The sequence below is a fragment of the Micromonospora cathayae genome, assembly GCF_028993575.1.
Classification (GTDB): Bacteria; Actinomycetota; Actinomycetes; order Mycobacteriales; family Micromonosporaceae; genus Micromonospora; species Micromonospora cathayae.
Window position 1 is genome coordinate 1,054,928 of sequence record NZ_CP118615.1, and the last position, 16,149, is coordinate 1,071,076.

Here is a 16,149-nt window from a genome sequence, read left to right on the forward strand (position 1 = left end):
GACCTCACCCTACGGTCGGCGGGACGCGCAGCGGTTCCCCCACCTCGTGCATGTGCCGCAGGGCCTGCCGGTAGGAGTCGACGAGGCCGGTCTCCGTGTAGGGGATGCCGAGGTCGCGGCAGTGGGCCTGCACCAGCGGCTGCGCGAGCCTCAGGTTCGGGCGGGGCATGTTGGGGAACAGGTGGTGCTCGATCTGGTAGTTCAGGCCGCCGAGGAACCAGTCGGTGAGGACGCCGCCCCGGACGTTGCGGGAGGTGAGAACCTGCCGGCGCAGGTGTCCCCACTTCTCGCCGTCCGGGTCGGGCATCTCCATCCCCTTGTGGTTGGGCGCGAAGGCCATGCCCAGGTGCAGCCCGAACAGGGCCTGGTGGATCGCGGCGAAGACGAGGGCGTGGGCGAGCGGCATGGTGGTCAGCAGCAGGGTGAGGTAACCGACGAGGTGAGCGACGATGAGCGCGCTCTCCACCAGGCGCTCGCGGCCGGTCCGCCGGCGCAGGTACCGGATCCCGTTCACCTTCAGGGCGACGCCTTCGAGGAGGGTGAGCGGGAAGAAGAGCCATGCCTGGTGGCGGGTGAGCCAGGCGCGGAAGCCGGTACGGCCGGCGGCCTGCCAGCCGGTGAACACGAGGACGTCCGCGGCGACGTCCGGGTCCTTGTCGACGTGGTTGGGGTTGGCATGGTGGCGGTTGTGCTTGTCGTTCCACCATCCGTAGCTCATGCCGAGCAGCAGGTTGCCGTGGATCAGCCCGATGCGGCGGTTCGTGGCCCGGTCACCGCTGATCTGGGCGTGGCCGGCGTCGTGTCCGATGAACGCCGTCCGGGCGCACAGGACGGCGAGGACGGGGGCGAGCCCGAGCACCCACCACGAGTCGCCGGTCACCGCCATGGCGGTGACGACGGCGGCCAGGCCGAGCGCGTTGGTCACGATGGTCCGCGCGTACCAGCCGGTGCGCCGGCCGAGCAGCCCCCGTTCCCGTACGTCGTGCAGCAGGGGCGTGAACTCGCTGGCCGGGGAGATGGTGGTACTCCTGGGTCCGGACATGGGGGCACTCCTGTCTTCGGTGGACGAGGTGACCGAGGTGAACGAGGTGGTCGAGGTGGATGAGGTGGACGAGGTGGACGTGGGCTCGGGCGCGGGGTGGGGTGGGTGCGGGTCCATCGCTCAGCCCGCCAACGCGAAGTAGCCGAAGCCGGCCGCCAGCACGACCGCCGCCGCCCGGCGGGCCGGGCCGGTGCGGTCCCACGGGGTCTCCAGGGGCCGGGCGAGCTTCGTGAGCACCACGAGCAGACCCGCGAAGATCGGCATCCAGGCCAGCCGGGCCAGGAGCCATCCGGCCCGATCGGGCGCGGTGGTCAGACCGGGAATCTCACCGAGGTACGAGGCGGGGATCGCGGCGGCGAGCAGCGCCGTCTGGTGCCAGCACAGGATCGTCATCGCCGACAGGTTGACGATCACCACCGGGGCCCACGCGGCGGGACGCCGCAGCAGCCGGGCCAGCCGGTCGCGCAGCAGGACCGCCGCACCGGACTGGGCCGCCGCCAGGGCCAGGACCAGCAGGGACGGCGGATGGGAGTTGGTCCGGGACTCGCCGGGCACGCCCACCATCGACGCCGGGTAGTGCAGGGCGAGCAGCAGCGTGGCGAACAGGGCCGTACCGCCCACCAGCAGCAGCCATGCCTCGCGGCGGCCCAGCCGGCCGTCCGCCCAGGTAACGCCCAGTTGGTAGGCGAACATCCAGCCCGGCAGCAGGTTCAGCAGGCTCAGCCAGGACGGCACCACCTCCGCGTACGGGCCGTAGCGCAGGAGGTCGACCAGCGCGACCGAGCCGAGCAGCGGGGCGGCGGACCAGCAGCCCAGCCGGCGCGCGGCCCGGACGCAGTACGGCGTGAGGGCCGTGATCACCGCGTAGACGCCGACGAACCACAGCGGCTGGACGACCAGTGTCGACGCGGTGCGCAGGGTCGCCGTCGGGACACCGAAGCCGTACTGGAGGACGGGGAGCAGCAGCGCCCAGACGGCGGCGACGCCGAGGACGGGGCGGCCCAGCCGGGCGAGCCGGCCGGTGGTCCACTCGCGCGTCGAGCCCCGGCGGCGCTGGTGGGAGTGGTACGACGAGTAGCCGCCGACCAGGAAGAAGATGCCCAGCATCTGGAGGATCCAGCTGGCCGGGGCCAGTGCGCCGAACGTGGCCAGCGGGCTGGCGTTGTGCAGGCCGCCGCCGGTGTCGAGGGTGAAGCCGCCGACCAGCCAGTGACCGGTCGGCACGGTCAGCAGCGCCAGCGCGCGCAGGCCGTCGACGGCGCGGTCGCGGTGTGCGGGCGTCCGCCGGTCGATCCCGGCGACGAGCACGGTGAGCCGGGAGATCGGGGTCGGCCGGCAGAGCGGGGTCGGCCGGGAGAGCGCGGTCGGCCGGGAGGACGCGGTCGGCCGGGAGAGCGCGGTCAGCCGGGAGGACGCGGTCAGCCGGGTCAGCCGGGTAGGCGCGGTGAGCCGGGTGGGCGTTCTCATCGCGGGGCTCCTGCGACGATCGCGGCGAACGCGGTCAGGGTGGAGGTGCCCGGGGTGAAGTAGGCGTCGTGCGCCGGGACGTCGTCGGCGGGCAGGACGGTCGCCCCGAAGTCGGGCGAGGTGGGATCCGCGCCGTGGCCCAGACCCAGGAACTGGACGTGGGGGACGCGTCTGATCCAGTCGTTCGGGGACTTCGCCGCCCAGATCCGGGCCTCGGTGTCCAGCGCGGTGACGTGGTCGGCGCGCATGCCGGGCGACCCCAGGACGACGATGTCGCACGCGTCGGTTTCGGCGGCGGCCAGGCCGCAGACCACCGAGCCGTAGCTGTGGCAGAAGAGGGTGGGGTCCGGGAGCCCGGACGCGTCCAGACCGGCAATGAACCGGCTGAGCCGCTCGGCACCGGCCCCGGCCAGTCGGCCCGTGGCCTGGTCGAGGCCGATGCCGGCGGGGGTCGGGTAGCCGGCCCAGGCGATGACGGCCGTGTCACCGCCCGCCTGCTGCCGAAGGGGAGCGGCGGGTTGCCGGAGGGGAGCGGCCTGCTGCCGGAGGTTAGCGGCCTGCTGCACGAGGTGCACGACCTGCTGCCGGAGGTGGGCGGCCTGTCGGGCCGTACGGTCGAACGTCGAGAGGTCGATGTCCGAACCGGGGACGATCACCGCGACCTGGGCGGCGTTCTCCAGGTCGCCCACGACCTGCGCGATCAGTCCCCGGCCACGCGGGTCGTACGCCAGCACCCGGTCGCCGGCCGGGGCGTTGGCCTGGTAGCGGAGCGCTACCGGAGCGCCGTCGAGGTTGCCCACCACGCCGGGGTGGTCTACGACGAGCCGCTGCTGCTGGGCGGTGGTGAGACCGCCGAAGAAGGCCGCCACCTCGGACGGGGTGGCGGTGGCCGGGTCCGGCAGTCGCCTGCCCAGGGAGTCGTCCGCCAGCCAGGCGGCGGTACCGGGAGGCGGCCCACCCGGCCCACCCGGCACGGACCCGCTGCTCGCCGAGGCCCCGCCCACCGGGCCGCCGACCAGCAGGGTCAGGACGGCGGTGCCGAGGATCTTCGTGAAGCGGCGCATCCGTCCGTCTCCCTCTGTCTCGTCCGTGGTGACGGAGCAGACGGTAGGAAGACGGTCCGGAGCGCGGCGTCACGCTGCGGAGCCAAGTCGGAGTGATACCCCGGTAGGGGGTGGGCGAGGGTGCCCGCGCCTGAAGGGTTGGACACCACGCACCCGTACGTGCTGGTCAGAGTTGCCGCAGCACCGCCACCTTGTCGTACGAGACGACGACCACGTCCGGCTTGCCGTCTCCGGTGACGTCGCCGATGGCCAGCGCGTCCTGCTGCGCTCCGACCGCGTCGACGGTGTTCGTGGTGTACCCGCCGAGCAGCCCGGTCGGCTGCTGGAGGTGGATGCTCACGGTACGCCAGTTGTGGTGTGCGACGACCAGGTCCGCCCGACCGTCACCGGTCAGGTCGCCGATGGCGAGACCGGCGGGGATCTCGTAGGCGGGGTACCTGGTCGGCGTGGCGGCCAGGCCGGTGCCGCCCTGGCCGAACACCTGGACGGCGGCGTCCGGCATGTTGCCGTTGACGCTGGTCACCAGATCGGCCCGGCCGTCCCCGGTCACGTCACCCACGGCCGCGCCGGAGCTGAGCCGGTGGTAGCCGTTGCTGTTCGCCGGGGTGCGGTATGTGGTCGCCGGCCCGTAGGAGCCGTCCGCCCGCCGGAGCCGTACCCAGGTGCCGTGGCCGTAGAACTGGGCGACGTCAAGGCGGGCGTCCCCGTTCAGGTCGGCCGCGAACACCCGGCTGTACGGTGCGCCGTCGATGAACGGTCCGGTGACCGAGGTGTACGTGGCGAAGGTCCGGGTCGTGCTCTGCGGGTGGATGCGGACCTCGCCGTGCCGGGCGCTGACCACCAGGTCCGGCCGTCCGTCACTGTTCATGTCGGCGATCGAGACGTCCGCGGCACCGCTCCCGGCGACCAGCACCGGCGCGGCGAGCCGCCCGTTCCGCTGGTACAGCAGGTCGATGCCGGCGGACGACGACAGCGCCACGTCGGTGCGGCCGTCGCCGTCGAGGTCGGCGACCGCCAGCCGTACGTCGCTGTTGTAGCCGCCGTGGGCGACGATCCTGGTGGGCGGGGCGAAACCCTGGTCGGCCCGCTGCGCGAAGACCAGTACCGAACTGGTCTGCGTGCCGTCGACCGCGTCGACGCCCACGACGATGTCCTGCCGCCCGTCGCCGGTCACGTCGGCGACCGCGACCGCGTTGGTGGCGGTCGATCCGGTGGGGAGGTACTCCGCGGGCGCGAAGGTGCCTCCGCTCGCCGTTGCGGTGCCAGCCGGCACCACCACTCCGACGGCGACGGCGATCGTCGTCGCCAGCCCGGCGCTGAGCATTCTGTCCATGGGGTCCCCCGACGTGGTGACAGGCCCCTGACCGGCGGGCCGCTTCCGGCTCCCCTTACCCCGCCGGAAGGTCCACAAACGACACCCTGCGTGCGGCTGCCCCCACCGGCTCGATCAGAATCGGGATCGACACCGATCACGTCGAGAGGAAACCGGTGAAACGTCGACTTCTGCACGTACTGACGGCCATGACGGTCGTGCTGGCCGGCTCGATGGTGGCGCCCGCGCCGGCCTCGGCGAGCGACGCGTGGGGCATCGTCTGCAATCTGAAGCAGAACACCTGGCTGCGGGCCGCGCCGCAGAGCGGTTTCGTCCTGCGGACCCTGACCGCCGGGCGCGGCTTCCGCTGGCACGGTCAGGTCTGGGCCCTCGACGACGACGTGTGGCTCTACGGACACGGCGCTGAGGACCCGTCCCTGGACGGCTGGGTGCCGGGGGGCAACACCACCTGCTGAACCACCGCCCCACCCGGGACGGTCGCGCTCCCCCGCGACCGTCCCGCGCCCCCCACGCTCCCGCCCCCCGTACGCCCCACCCATGCCGTTGACCATGAAGTTACTGACCCGACACGCCGATGCCGGCGACAACAACTTCATGATCAACGCCGGAGGTTTCGGGGGCGGGCTGGCGGGCGGGCTGGCGGGCAGGCCGGGGCGGGGCGGGGCACCCGGCCGGGGCGTTCCGGTACGCGCGCCTCACTGAGGGTCACGGGGTACGCCGAAATGCGGTTCAATGGCCGGCATGATCGTCTTAGCCGGCGGGCCGGGCCGCCTCCGCACCCGATGAGCTACCAGCTCAGCGCGGTCGTGGCCGACGTCGAGCTGCTCCGGGAGCAGACCGCCGACCTCGATCACGCGGTGCTCGCCGCGCTCCGCCAGGATTTCGCCCTGCTGCCGGTCACTCCGCAACTGGTCGAGGAGCTGACCGGGGCCCTGCCCGACTTCACCGTCGACGAGCTGGGCCCGGAGCTGCCGTTCCGTCTGGTGCTCTCGCCGGCGTTGACCGGGGTGCTGGAACGCTGGTCACGGTGCGGGCCGGTGGCGTACCTGGAGGCGGAGTTCGCCGGCGGGGTCGGGCACCAGGCGGCTGCGGTGTGGTTGGGCGGGGCGGTGACCTGGGGGCCGTGCTTCGACGCCGCCCTCGACCGGCCCCGGTCGGAGTGGCCGATCAACACGGCGCTGACCCGGATCGGCGTGGAGCCCGGCGAGTGGATCGACCCCTTCGCCGAGCTGGGACTCCACCTGGAGGGAAGCACCGAGGGCTGGCTCACCCACGGCCGACGCCGACTGTCCGCCGATTACTGGGACGAGCTGGCCGAAGAGTGGGAATACCGGCAAAATGCCATGGAACAGCAACCTCGGCGGCCCGGCGACGTTGGGGACTGGGGGATTTCATGACTTTTCGGCAATTCTTGTTCATCGCGGCCCTGTTGACGGCTGCCTCGGTCGCCGGCAGCGGCGTCCGTCCACAACCGCCGGTCGGGTCGGCCGGTCCGGTCACCGACGAGGTCGTCGACCTCACCGGGCTGCACGGCGTCGAGTTCGGCGACACCGAGCAGGAGCTGACCGCACGGGGGGTGCTCCGGGACACGGTCGAGTCCTGCGGCCCGACCCTCGTCGGGCACGAGACGGCCAGCCCGATCTTCTACGACGACCGGCTGGTGCTGCTCTGGGTGAGCGCACCGGTCCGTACGCCGGAGGGGATCACCGTCGGCACGCCGGTCAGCGAGGTGCACGACCACTACCCGGCGTCGACCCGGCTCACCGCTCCACAGGGGACGTACCGGTTCGACGGGCTGCTCGCCCGCGACGGTGACCGGGCGTACCTGTTCCTGCACGACGGACGGACCGTGCGCAAGACCATCGCCGGGTACGCCGACTACGCCCAGCGTCTCTTCGACGAGGGCTACGGCCCCTGCTGACAGCCGATCTTAGGAGCCCGGCTACGGCCCCGACCGGCGTCGGGCCACGGCTCCTGCTGACGGCCGACGCGGGTCCGGCCGGTCTCACCAGCGCACCGGCAGCTCCTCCGGTCCGAGGATCGAGTGTCCCGCCTTCCAGCGGACCTCCCCGGGCTGCACGGCCAGCCGTAGTCCCGGCAGCTCACGCAGGAGCAGTCCGAGCGCGGTACGCACCTCCAGCGCGCCCAGGTGCGCGCCGAGGCAGTAGTGCGGGCCGTACCCGAAGGAGAGGTGCGGATTCGGGTCGCGGTCGAAGTCCATCCGCTCCGGGTCCGGAAAGACGCCGGGGTCACGGTTCGCCGCGTCGTGTGACGCGATCACGAGTTCCCCGGCGCGCAGCCGCGCCCCGCTGGGCAGCGTCACGTCCGCCAGCACCCGGCGTGGCATGTTGTCGGCGTTCGCGGTGGAGTACAGCCGTTCCAGCTCGGTGACGGCCGCGTCGAGCTTCGCCGGATGGTCGAGCAGGTACTCCCACGCGGTCGGATGGTCCCGGTACGGCCGGCTGTGCAGCACGTGGACGAAGGTGGCGATGGAGTTGGCGGTGGTCTCCCAGCCGCCCACCAGCAGGGAGATCGGCAACTTGACCTGGATGTCCACCGTCTCGTCGGCGGCGGCTGCGGCGATCCGGGTGAGCAGGTCGGGGGCGGGGCAGCCCCGTCGCCGTTCGAGCTGCGCCCAGAGGTAACCACCCATCTCCTGGGCGGCCCGCGCGGCCTCGTCCCGGGTCAGCTCGCTGTCCGCCAGGTACGCGTCGCCCCACCTGCGGAACTGGGCCCGGTCGGCGGGCGGTACGCCCAGCAGGTCGCAGATGGCGTGCAGGGTCAACGGGATCGCGAAGTCCGCGAGCAGGTCCGCCGGTCCGCCCCGGGCCCGCAGCACGGCGAGCTGTTCGGCGGCCTCGGCCTCGATCCGGGCGGCCAGATCGTGTACCGCCGGCCGGGTGAACCGGTCCTTGACGGTGCCGCGCACCCGGGCGTGTTCGGCCCCGTCCATGCCGAGCATGATCCCGGTCAGATCGATGGGGTCGGCGTGCCGCGCGGCGGTACGGGAGAAGATGTCCTGCCGGCGCAGCACCTCTTTCACGTCCGCGTACCGGCAGATCAGCAGTGCCGGCACCGGTTCGCCGTTGATCTGCCGGACGATCGGCACCACGCCTGAGCCGGTGGCGGCGAAGTGCCCGTAGTACGGGTGCTTGTCCGGGCCGGGCGGCCGGTTGACGCCCTCGTCGTCGACGTGGAAGGGGTGGCGGATGCGGGTGGTGGTGGTCTCCTGGTCGGCGACGGTCATCGGCGTCGAACCCCTCTCGGAGAGTGCTCCGATCATGACGATCGGTAGCACCGGGCGGTGAGGTCAAAGATGACATCGATCCAGGCGGATGGCAATCGATCATGCGGGACACGCCGGACCGGACCGGTCGCGCTGCGCGGGACGGCCGACAAGCCGGTTGTGACAGATCGATGACCATGGAAGTATCTCCTCACCCGCGCCAGCTCGCGGGGCAATCTCACGGGGGAGTGTGATGACGCGATCCACCCTGTCCAGATCTTCCCGACCCGGCCTGACCTGGCTCTCGACGGTCGTCGCCGGGGTAGCCGTCGCGGCCGGTGTCCTGACCGGCCCGGCTCCCGCATCCGCATCCGCGCCATCGGCACCGGCACCGGCACCGGCACCGGCAGCAGCACTGACACCGGGACTGGCAGCAGCACCGGCAGCAGCACTAGCACCGGCACCGGGACCGGCGGCTTCTGCCGGTCCGGCACCGGCGGCCATCAGCCGGCCGAAGCCCGGCGACGACCGCGCCCGGTCCACCGGCGGGCCGCGCCGGACGGACACCAGCGCCTGCGGGGGCAGCCTCGCCCTCGGTACGGTCGAGAGCTGCTCGCTCACCGACACGGAACAGCACGTCTGGACGTTCACCACCACCGTGGCCCAGGACACCCTGCTCGTCCGGCTCAGGAACGGGTCGGGCGAGAGCGTCACCGGACGGATCGTCCGGCCGAACGGCACGGTCGCCTGCTACCTCGGGCCGTACCTGCGTGAATGCCAGCTCGGCGAGGCGGCCACCTACACGGTCCGGGTGTCGCTCTACTCCGGCTCCGGCGAGGGCGGCTACACGTTCTCGGTCGAGTCCCGGCGCGCCCCGTCGGAGTGCGCGACCCTGCCGGAGAGCATCTTCTCCTTCGCCTCGACCGGCGAGGCCGGCACGCTGCCGCTCGGCCTGGCCGCCCGGTGCTTCACGATCGACCAGCCCACCGACACCGTGCTGCACGTCGCCGACCCCGGTGGCCCCGGTGACGTGCGCGGCAGCGTCCGGGACGCCCAGGACCAGTCGGTCTGCCCGGTCGGCGACGGTGGCGAGTGCACGCTCACCGGGGCCGGGCCGTACCGGCTCTTCCTCGAGGAGCTGTACGGCGACGAATCCGCGTACACCCTGAGGATGCCCCGCCTGTCGAACGCCTTCGGATGCCCGGCCCTGCCGTTGTCCGCCTTCGGCGACCCGGGGACCGCCGTGGGCACCGGCACCGCGCCTCCCAACCGCGGCATCTCCTGCCAGGCAGTGACCAGCACCGCCCCGGGCGCCGTCGTGGTCCGCTTCAACCACTTCGCCGACCAGTACCTGAACTGGACCCTGTACGGCGACGACGGCCGGCCGGTCTGCGCCGAGTACGAGTCGCAGCGCTCCTGCGCCCTGCCGGCCGCGGGAAACTACACGCTGCTCGCCCAGAACTGGGAATGGCAGCCGATGGCCTACCAGGTGGCGGTCACCTCGATCGACCGTCCCGACGGTTGTGCCGCCGCCACCGGCCTCGGCTGGGACCAGCCGACCCTGCTGGTGCACCAGACCTCACCGGTGCAGACCAACTGCCAGCCGTTCCAGGGCGAGGCCGGCGACCGGGTGATGGTGTACCGGGCCCCGGACGTCTACAACCAGCTCGCCGCATGGATCGTCGACCAGCACGGCACGGTGCTCTGCACCGGACCGACCGAGGGGGACGGCTGCGTGCTCCCCTCGACCGGTGGTTTCCGGGTCCTGTCCCACCTGTCGTACTGGGAGACGGACACCACCGACCTGACGTACCGGATGCAGGTGCGGTCGCTGACCGACCCGACCGGCTGCCCGACGGTCACCCCCGGCACCTACAACAGCCCGCCGGCCGGAACGCCCGGGGGCGTCCGCTGCCGGGCGCTCGACCTGCCGACCGCCGGCACGTACCGGGTCAAGGCCGTCGGGACGGACCACTACCGCCGGTACGCGTCGGTCTACGACAGCACCGGCCAACGGCTCTGCCTGGACGTGCGGTGCGAGGTCCCGGCCGCCGGGCGGTACCTGCTGGTGATCGACGGCAGCGGGGCCGACACGGTGGTCGACGGGGACGTCCAGTACACCCTGGCGGTGCTGCCGTGGCTGCCGGCCGGCTGCCAGCCGGTCTCGGACACCGGCTGGACGGACCCCCCGGTCCAGGGCGGCTTCACCGCCGACGCCGAGTACGACTGTCTGCAACTCGCCACCCCGACCGGCTCCCGGATCGTCGAACTGTTGCCGGGCGACGCCACGGGTGCCGGATCACCCGAGGTCGTCATCGTCGACGCGGCCGGCGACCACCTGTGCGACACCTCGTGGGGGCTGCGCCAGTACCACTGCGAACTGACCGGCCAGGGACCGTACTTCGCGATCCTCAACACCCGCGACGGGGTGGCCCCCGGCCCGTACTCGCTGGCCTTCGCCCGGACCGACGGGCCGCCGGCCTGCCCGGTGCTGCCGGCGGGCACCACGGGTGCCACGGTGACGACCGGCGCGGACCGGTTCGCGGTCTGCTTCTCGGTGCCGGCGGACCAGCGCGCCGCCCGGGAGTCGTTCACCTGGAAGCGGACCAGCGGAACCGGTGACGCCCGGATGTCCGTCTCCGACGCTGCCGGTGGCCGCTACTGCGGGCCGACCGGGTACTTCGTCGAGCGGACCGTCTCCTGCACGCTGCCGGCCGGCCCGGTGACCGTGCTGCTGGAGACCGACTCGGTGAACGCGACATACCAGCTCACCCACCGGGACGCGAGCCTGCCGGCTTCCTGACCACGCCGGTCGACGGGCCGGGCGGCGGCGGGCCGGGCGGCGGCGGGCCTCACCGCGGGAAGCGGTGGCCCGACGTCGCCCGGCTCCCGAACCGGGAGGCCGTGCCGGTGAGGATCGGCCGCACCGTCACGGACTGGCTCGACCCCCGCCAGACGGCGGTCGCGGCGAAGGTCACGGTGTAGGTGCTGCTGGCCGTCCCCCACAGGTTGATCGGGAAGGAGAACGTCCCGTCCGCGCCGGTGACGACGGCGGGCATCGGGTGGGTGCCGGTGGCGTCCTTCCGGACCACCTGCAACGTCCACGGCGTCGACACGGACGCGCCGCCGAACGCCAACGTGCCGGTGACCAGGTGCCGCCCGACGGGCGCGGTGGACCGGCGCACGGAAAGCGTGATCGACGACGCGCCGGACGACACGAACACCCTGACCGACCGGGTGACGGCCGCATGCGTCGCGTCCCCGGGACGGGAGACCGTGTACGTGTTCCACCCGATGCTCGTCGGAAGGTCGGACAGCGAGAAGGTGCCGTCGGCCGCGGTGGTCCCGTCCGGAAGGCGGACGGTGCCGATCCAGTCCTGCCTGGACACCTGCAACGTCTGCGGCGAGGTCACCGCGCCCCCGTGGAACGACAGTCGTCCGCTGAGCGTCACCGGCCCACCCTCGACGGACGACGGCGCGGACAGCGCGAGCGAGACACCGGTTCTGGTGTAGTCGGTCAGCACGTACAGGTTCGGGTCGAGAGCGTCCTCGCCGGTGGTGACGGCGTAGAGCGTGCCGCTGTCCGCGCTGACCGCGAGGCCCTGGCGTTCGAGGTGGCGGCCCGGCGGCAGGTCGTACCGGTGCACCAGGGTGCCGTCCGGCCGCTGGACGTAGATGGTCGACAGCCCCGTGCTGGATCTGTCGCTGGTTCCGGCGATGACGAAGGCACCGTTCGGGGACGTCGTCACGGCTATCGGGTAGGCACCGGACGGGTACCGGCCCGCCGGAGACAGGTCTGTCGTCGAGAAGGCGGCGTGCTCGGTCGCCTTCGTGGTCCGGTCGCTCAGGAACCTGCAGGCCAGGATCATCTTGGCGGCGTCCGGCGTCAGCGCGGCGTCGTGCAGCCCCGAGCAGTCCTCCCCGGGTAGGGCCGCCGCCTTGACCGGCGTACCGGACGAGACGTCGTAGATGGCCGGCCAGCCCGGCAGCGTGGACGGGCTGGTGGCCCGGTCCGCCACCATGAGGAGATCCGGGTCGCCCGGACTGGTCCGCAGCAGCGGGGGCGCGACGGGGACCCGGTCGAGCGGCAGGTTCAGGGCCAGCACCGGCGTCTCGCCGCGCACGTCGAGCGAGCCCAGCAGGCCCTTGCCGAACACGCAGCCGTACCCGAAGTAGATCTTCCCCCCGGCCGGCCTCAGCCAGGTCGGGCAGATGTCCGATCCGAGGCGGTGACGACGGGTCTCGGTCAGCGTCGTGGTGTCGACCGCCGCAATGACGTCCTCCTTTTGGAGGGCGACGTAGAGCGTGCCGCCGTCCGGGCTCAACGTCATGCCGGTGGCACCCGGCAGCCCCGGGATCGTCCGCTGCGCACCGCCGGACAGGTCCGTCACGCGGACCTCCGTCCCGTTGTAACCCGGACTGAAGAAGAGCTGGCCGCGCGCCGTGTCGACGACCATGTCGGCGTAGTTCCGGATGCCCAGCCCGACCGGGCTGCCGACGTCCGCCGCGGCGGGACCGCCCGACGAGACGGCGATGAACGTAGCGCCGAGTACCGCGACCACGAGGCGTGCGATCAGTTTGGTACGCACGTCCCACCCCCACCCCTGCGACCAAGATCCGCTCCACGTGCCGGGCCATCGTAGGGGCAGGTACGGCAGCCGGGAGGCCCGGAAACGGACCGTCGACGCCCATCGACGGGCTACGACCCGAAGGTGTGATCGCCGGCCGTCCGATCGGTCAACCGTCCGGAACCTCAACCGGGACGGGAACTGAGACCACAAGCGGAACGCCCGGTGCGATCCTCGCGGATCGACCGGGCGTCCTCGCTGTTCACGAGCGGTGGCGGCGGGATTTGAACCCGCGGAGGGCGTAAACCCTCACACGCTTTCGAGGCGTGCTCCTTAGGCCACTCGGACACGCCACCGCCGAGTAGGCTACAGGACCACCCGCCCGGACGCCGAACCGGTATCCCTCCGGCCGGCCTGGCAGGATCTTCGTCATGAGTACGCACATCGGCGCGAAGCCGGGAGAGATCGCCGAGCGGGTCCTGATGCCGGGCGACCCGCTGCGGGCGAAGTGGATCGCGGAGACCTACCTCGAGGACGCCAGGTGCTACTCGACGGTCCGGGGCATGCTGGGGTTCACCGGCCGCTGGAACGGGGTGGACGTGTCCGTCCAGGGCTCGGGCATGGGCATGCCGTCGGCCTCCATCTACGCCCATGAACTGATCAACGAGTACGGGGTGAAGACCCTGATCCGGGTCGGCTCCTGCGGTGCCCTCACCGAGGACCTGCGCCTGCGGGACGTGATCGCGGCGATCGGGTCGGCCACCGACTCCAACATGAACCGGGCGCGCTTCGCCGGGTTGATCGACTACGCCCCGGTCGCCGATTTCGGGCTGCTGCGTACCTCGGTCGAGGTGGCCGAGCGGCGCGGTGTCGCCATGCGGGTCGGGCCGATCCTGGCCGCGGACGCCTTCTACACCGACCGGCCGGACCTCTACGACACGCTGGCCGACTACGGCGTGCTGGCGGTGGAGATGGAGTCGGCGGCGCTCTACACCATCGCCGCCCGGTTCAGGGCCCGCGCGCTGACCGTGCTGACCGTCAGCGACCACATCAAGACCGGTGAGCGGACCACCGCCGAGGAGCGTGAGCAGACCTTCTCCCAGATGGTCGAGATCGCCCTGGACACCATCGTCGCCTGAGACCGCAGACCGCCTCACACCGGAGAACGCCTGGCACCGCAGACCGCGTGACAGCAGCACCGCGTGACGGCCGGGGCCCTTCCGGTGCAGGTGACCCCTGCGGAGGCAAGGGCCCCGGTCAGCGGAAGAAGGCGCGCAGGACGGCGGCGTTCTCGGTCTCCAGGACGCCGCCGTACACCTCGGGACGGTGGTTGAGCCGGCGGTCGCGGAGCACGTCCCAGAGCGAGCCGGCCGCGCCCGTCTTGGGTTCCCACGCGCCGAACACCACCGTGCCGACCCGGGCCAGCACCAGCGCGCCCGCGCACATGGTGCACGGTTCCAGGGTCACCACCAGGGTGCAGTCCGCCAGCCGCCAGTGGCCGAGTCGACGCGCGGCGCGGCGCAGGGCGAGCACCTCGGCGTGCGCGGTCGGATCCCCGGTGAGTTCCCGCTCGTTACGGCCGACGGCCAGTTCGGTGCCGTCCGGGCCGTAGAGCACCGCGCCGACCGGGACGTCGTCGACGGTCGACGGGGTGTCCGCCGCCGGGTCGGGTCCGGTGACGGCGACCTCCAGCGCCCGACGCATCCACCGCTCGTGCCGCTGCCGGCGGCCCACGCCGTCCGGGTCGGCCAGCCGCTCGGTCGCTCCGGGGCCGGCCCGGTCGACGCGGCCGGGGGTCGGCTGGCCGGGCCGGACGGTCTCCAGCGCGGGATCGGTGGCGTCCGCCGGCTCACCGGCCGGCAGCACCGGCCCGGACGAGCCCGCCGGCAGCACCGGACCGGACGAGCCCGCCGGCAGCACCGGACCGGAGGAGCCGGCCGGCTCGGCGGGGGAGGCAGCGGGCCCGTTCACACCCCGCGCAGTTCCTCGACCTCGTCGCCGCAGCCCAGCACCTGGCACACCTCGGCGATGACGTCGGCCGGGAGCATGCCCTCCCGGGTGCACAGGTTGACCAGCCGCTGCGGGGAGATGCCCAGGTCAGCCAGGAGGTCGGCGTCGCCGACCGGGTCGGCCTCCGGGTCGACGGCCGGCTGGTCGCTCTCCTCGTCGCCACCGCCACCGCTGACGGTACGACGGGACTCGCCGGGCTCGTCCAGGTCGGGTGCCTTCAGGTCGCCGACCAGCACCGAACCGAGCCGGGACTCCTCGGCGTACGCCGAATCGGAGCCGAAGACCCGCAGATCCTCGCCCTCGTCCAGCCGGAGGACCACCAGGTACGCGTCGTCGGCCTCGACGAAGAGCAGCGACAGGTCGGCGTCGGGTTCGACGTCCCGGAGCCGCTCGGCCACCTCGTCGAGATCGGTGACGCCCCGCAGGCTCACCTCGGCGGCGGTCCAGCCGCTGTCGTCGCGCACCACGGCCGCAGCGAAGTACGACACTTGCCCCCCTGACCTGCTCAGCACAGCGTGCCGACTCGTTACGCGTGCACGGTATCCGGTCCCGTCGGCGATGGACCGGTCAACGCCCCGATGGAGGGATGGTTCCTGGGGAAACTCGACCGGCCCGCCCGGTCGGCGGCGGACTGTCCCGCCGGCCGAGCGGCAGACTGTTCCGCCGGCCTAGCGGCGAACCGGCCCGTCGGTCGAGCGGCGGACCGTCCCGCCGGTACCGCCTGGTTTCAGCCGGCTACCCGGCGGCGGGTGGCGATGAGTTGGCGTAGCCGCTCGCTGCGTACCCGCTGGGGCCGTTCCCGCTGGCGGACCGCTCTGGCCCCGGCGAGTTCCGCGAGAAGCTGTAGGCGACGGCGGCTGCGTTCGGGGTCGAGCCGCGGGGTGCTCCAGGCCATGAAGCCGAGGGTGAACCGTCACACGGCGTACGTCAAGACGCGCTTCGTTGCGCAGTGGAACGACCACCGAGCGCTGACCGGATACACCCACGTCCGCCCACCGACGACGCCACCGGCACCCACCCGGGCGTCACCAGAGCGGCCAGTCCCCGGTGGCCACCCAACGCGATCCGAGCACCACGGCGGCGATGCTCCAGCCACCGGCGGTGACGATGGCGACGCCGGTGCCGACCCCCCGGTCACCGAAGCGGACCAGAGCCAGCGCGCCGAGCCAGGCGGCCAGGCCGGCGACCACCGTCCACCAGAGGTAGCCGCGCAGGTCGGTGCCGAGCAGTCCGAAGAAGATCAGCCACAGGGTCGCGGTCGCGCCGCCGACGGCGACGCCGCCGCCGGTGACCGGATGCGGTTCCCGGTACGTGGGGCGGATCGGCCGTCCGGAGGGGAACAGGCCGGACGGGATGCGTCCCCACGGTTGCCAGTGGCCCGGCGGGGGTGGCGGCCCGGGATGCCAGCTCATCGCCGTCGCTTCTCCTTCCGGGGCCCG

The 16,149-nt window shown here is 72.6% G+C and carries 16 protein-coding genes and 1 tRNA gene; 6 read left to right on the forward strand and 11 right to left on the reverse strand.

Going from position 1 to position 16,149, the window contains the following annotated elements; translation table 11 throughout:
- Window positions 1-4 precede the first annotated feature (4 nt).
- Window positions 5-1,042 carry a fatty acid desaturase family protein gene (locus PVK37_RS04935; protein WP_275032540.1) on the reverse strand — a complete coding sequence of 346 codons (1,038 nt, stop codon included), beginning with the start codon at window positions 1,040-1,042 and terminating at the stop codon, window positions 5-7.
- Between PVK37_RS04935 and PVK37_RS04940 the strand changes: the two genes are divergently transcribed.
- On the forward strand, window positions 1,041-1,184 hold the full coding sequence (locus PVK37_RS04940) for a hypothetical protein (protein ID WP_275032541.1): 144 nt from the start codon (window positions 1,041-1,043) through the stop codon (window positions 1,182-1,184). The two genes, PVK37_RS04935 and PVK37_RS04940, sit on opposite strands and share 2 nt — an antisense overlap.
- Here PVK37_RS04940 and PVK37_RS04945 read toward each other — a convergent pair.
- From PVK37_RS04945 to PVK37_RS04955, 3 genes are all read right to left on the reverse strand, one after another.
- Window positions 1,163-2,509, reverse strand: a complete 1,347-nt coding sequence (locus PVK37_RS04945; protein WP_275032542.1) for an acyltransferase family protein — start codon at window positions 2,507-2,509, stop codon at window positions 1,163-1,165. The two genes, PVK37_RS04940 and PVK37_RS04945, sit on opposite strands and share 22 nt — an antisense overlap.
- Window positions 2,506-3,573, reverse strand: a complete 1,068-nt coding sequence (locus tag PVK37_RS04950) for an alpha/beta hydrolase (RefSeq protein ID WP_275032543.1) — start codon at window positions 3,571-3,573, stop codon at window positions 2,506-2,508. Before PVK37_RS04950 ends, PVK37_RS04945 begins: the two co-directional genes overlap by 4 nt.
- A gap of 166 nt (window positions 3,574-3,739) precedes the next feature.
- Window positions 3,740-4,906 carry an FG-GAP repeat domain-containing protein gene (locus PVK37_RS04955; protein WP_275032545.1) on the reverse strand — a complete coding sequence of 389 codons (1,167 nt, stop codon included), beginning with the start codon at window positions 4,904-4,906 and terminating at the stop codon, window positions 3,740-3,742.
- A 155-nt stretch (window positions 4,907-5,061) separates the two neighbouring features.
- Here PVK37_RS04955 and PVK37_RS04960 point away from each other — a divergent pair, with 155 nt between their 5' ends.
- From PVK37_RS04960 to PVK37_RS04970, 3 genes are all read left to right on the forward strand, one after another.
- Window positions 5,062-5,361 carry a hypothetical protein gene (locus PVK37_RS04960; RefSeq protein ID WP_275032546.1) on the forward strand — a complete coding sequence of 100 codons (300 nt, stop codon included), beginning with the start codon at window positions 5,062-5,064 and terminating at the stop codon, window positions 5,359-5,361.
- Between the two features lie 327 nt (window positions 5,362-5,688).
- The gene (locus tag PVK37_RS04965; protein ID WP_275032547.1) at window positions 5,689-6,303 is read left to right on the forward strand and encodes a hypothetical protein; all 615 of its coding nucleotides are present in this window, start codon (window positions 5,689-5,691) and stop codon (window positions 6,301-6,303) included.
- Between the two features lie 32 nt (window positions 6,304-6,335).
- Entirely contained in the window at window positions 6,336-6,827 is a 492-nt protein-coding gene (locus PVK37_RS04970; RefSeq protein ID WP_423791055.1) for a hypothetical protein, read from the forward strand.
- Window positions 6,828-6,911: 84 nt separating this feature from the next.
- Here the strand turns inward: PVK37_RS04970 and PVK37_RS04975 are convergent, their stop codons facing one another.
- On the reverse strand, window positions 6,912-8,153 hold the full coding sequence (locus PVK37_RS04975; protein ID WP_275032549.1) for a cytochrome P450: 1,242 nt from the start codon (window positions 8,151-8,153) through the stop codon (window positions 6,912-6,914).
- Between the two features lie 637 nt (window positions 8,154-8,790).
- Here PVK37_RS04975 and PVK37_RS04980 point away from each other — a divergent pair.
- Window positions 8,791-10,935: a hypothetical protein gene (locus PVK37_RS04980; protein ID WP_275032550.1), complete on the forward strand. Its 2,145-nt coding sequence runs from the start codon at window positions 8,791-8,793 to the stop codon at window positions 10,933-10,935.
- A gap of 49 nt (window positions 10,936-10,984) precedes the next feature.
- Here the strand turns inward: PVK37_RS04980 and PVK37_RS04985 are convergent, their stop codons facing one another.
- Both PVK37_RS04985 and PVK37_RS04990 read right to left on the reverse strand, forming a co-directional pair.
- Entirely contained in the window at window positions 10,985-12,721 is a 1,737-nt protein-coding gene (locus tag PVK37_RS04985; protein WP_275032551.1) for a YncE family protein, read from the reverse strand.
- 248 nt (window positions 12,722-12,969) lie between these two features.
- Window positions 12,970-13,056: transfer RNA gene (locus PVK37_RS04990), tRNA-Ser, on the reverse strand.
- A gap of 75 nt (window positions 13,057-13,131) precedes the next feature.
- Between PVK37_RS04990 and deoD the strand changes: the two genes are divergently transcribed.
- Window positions 13,132-13,839, forward strand: a complete 708-nt coding sequence (deoD, locus tag PVK37_RS04995) for a purine-nucleoside phosphorylase (RefSeq protein WP_275032552.1) — start codon at window positions 13,132-13,134, stop codon at window positions 13,837-13,839.
- A 118-nt stretch (window positions 13,840-13,957) separates the two neighbouring features.
- Here the strand turns inward: deoD and PVK37_RS05000 are convergent, their stop codons facing one another.
- The 4 genes from PVK37_RS05000 to PVK37_RS05015 form a co-directional block, all read right to left on the reverse strand.
- Window positions 13,958-14,452, reverse strand: a complete 495-nt coding sequence (locus PVK37_RS05000) for a nucleoside deaminase (protein WP_341483439.1) — start codon at window positions 14,450-14,452, stop codon at window positions 13,958-13,960.
- Window positions 14,453-14,667: 215 nt separating this feature from the next.
- The gene (locus tag PVK37_RS05005) at window positions 14,668-15,198 is read right to left on the reverse strand and encodes a tRNA adenosine deaminase-associated protein (protein WP_275032553.1); all 531 of its coding nucleotides are present in this window, start codon (window positions 15,196-15,198) and stop codon (window positions 14,668-14,670) included.
- Between the two features lie 239 nt (window positions 15,199-15,437).
- Entirely contained in the window at window positions 15,438-15,605 is a 168-nt protein-coding gene (locus PVK37_RS05010; RefSeq protein WP_275032554.1) for a hypothetical protein, read from the reverse strand.
- A gap of 130 nt (window positions 15,606-15,735) precedes the next feature.
- On the reverse strand, window positions 15,736-16,122 hold the full coding sequence (locus tag PVK37_RS05015) for a hypothetical protein (protein WP_275032555.1): 387 nt from the start codon (window positions 16,120-16,122) through the stop codon (window positions 15,736-15,738).
- Between the last annotated feature and the right edge of the window lie 27 nt (window positions 16,123-16,149).

Coding starts and splice junctions, on each gene's coding strand:
- PVK37_RS04955 (WP_275032545.1), bottom strand. CDS start 4,906: ATGGACAGAATGCTCAGCGCCGGGCTGGCGACGACGATCGCCGTCGCC.
- PVK37_RS04975 (WP_275032549.1), bottom strand. CDS start 8,153: ATGACCGTCGCCGACCAGGAGACCACCACCACCCGCATCCGCCACCCC.
- PVK37_RS05015 (WP_275032555.1), bottom strand. CDS start 16,122: ATGAGCTGGCATCCCGGGCCGCCACCCCCGCCGGGCCACTGGCAACCG.
- PVK37_RS04950 (WP_275032543.1), bottom strand. CDS start 3,573: ATGCGCCGCTTCACGAAGATCCTCGGCACCGCCGTCCTGACCCTGCTG.
- PVK37_RS04940 (WP_275032541.1), top strand. CDS start 1,041: ATGGGGGCACTCCTGTCTTCGGTGGACGAGGTGACCGAGGTGAACGAG.
- PVK37_RS04965 (WP_275032547.1), top strand. CDS start 5,689: ATGAGCTACCAGCTCAGCGCGGTCGTGGCCGACGTCGAGCTGCTCCGG.
- deoD (WP_275032552.1), top strand. CDS start 13,132: ATGAGTACGCACATCGGCGCGAAGCCGGGAGAGATCGCCGAGCGGGTC.
- PVK37_RS05010 (WP_275032554.1), bottom strand. CDS start 15,605: ATGGCCTGGAGCACCCCGCGGCTCGACCCCGAACGCAGCCGCCGTCGC.
- PVK37_RS04935 (WP_275032540.1), bottom strand. CDS start 1,042: ATGTCCGGACCCAGGAGTACCACCATCTCCCCGGCCAGCGAGTTCACG.
- PVK37_RS04945 (WP_275032542.1), bottom strand. CDS start 2,509: ATGAGAACGCCCACCCGGCTCACCGCGCCTACCCGGCTGACCCGGCTG.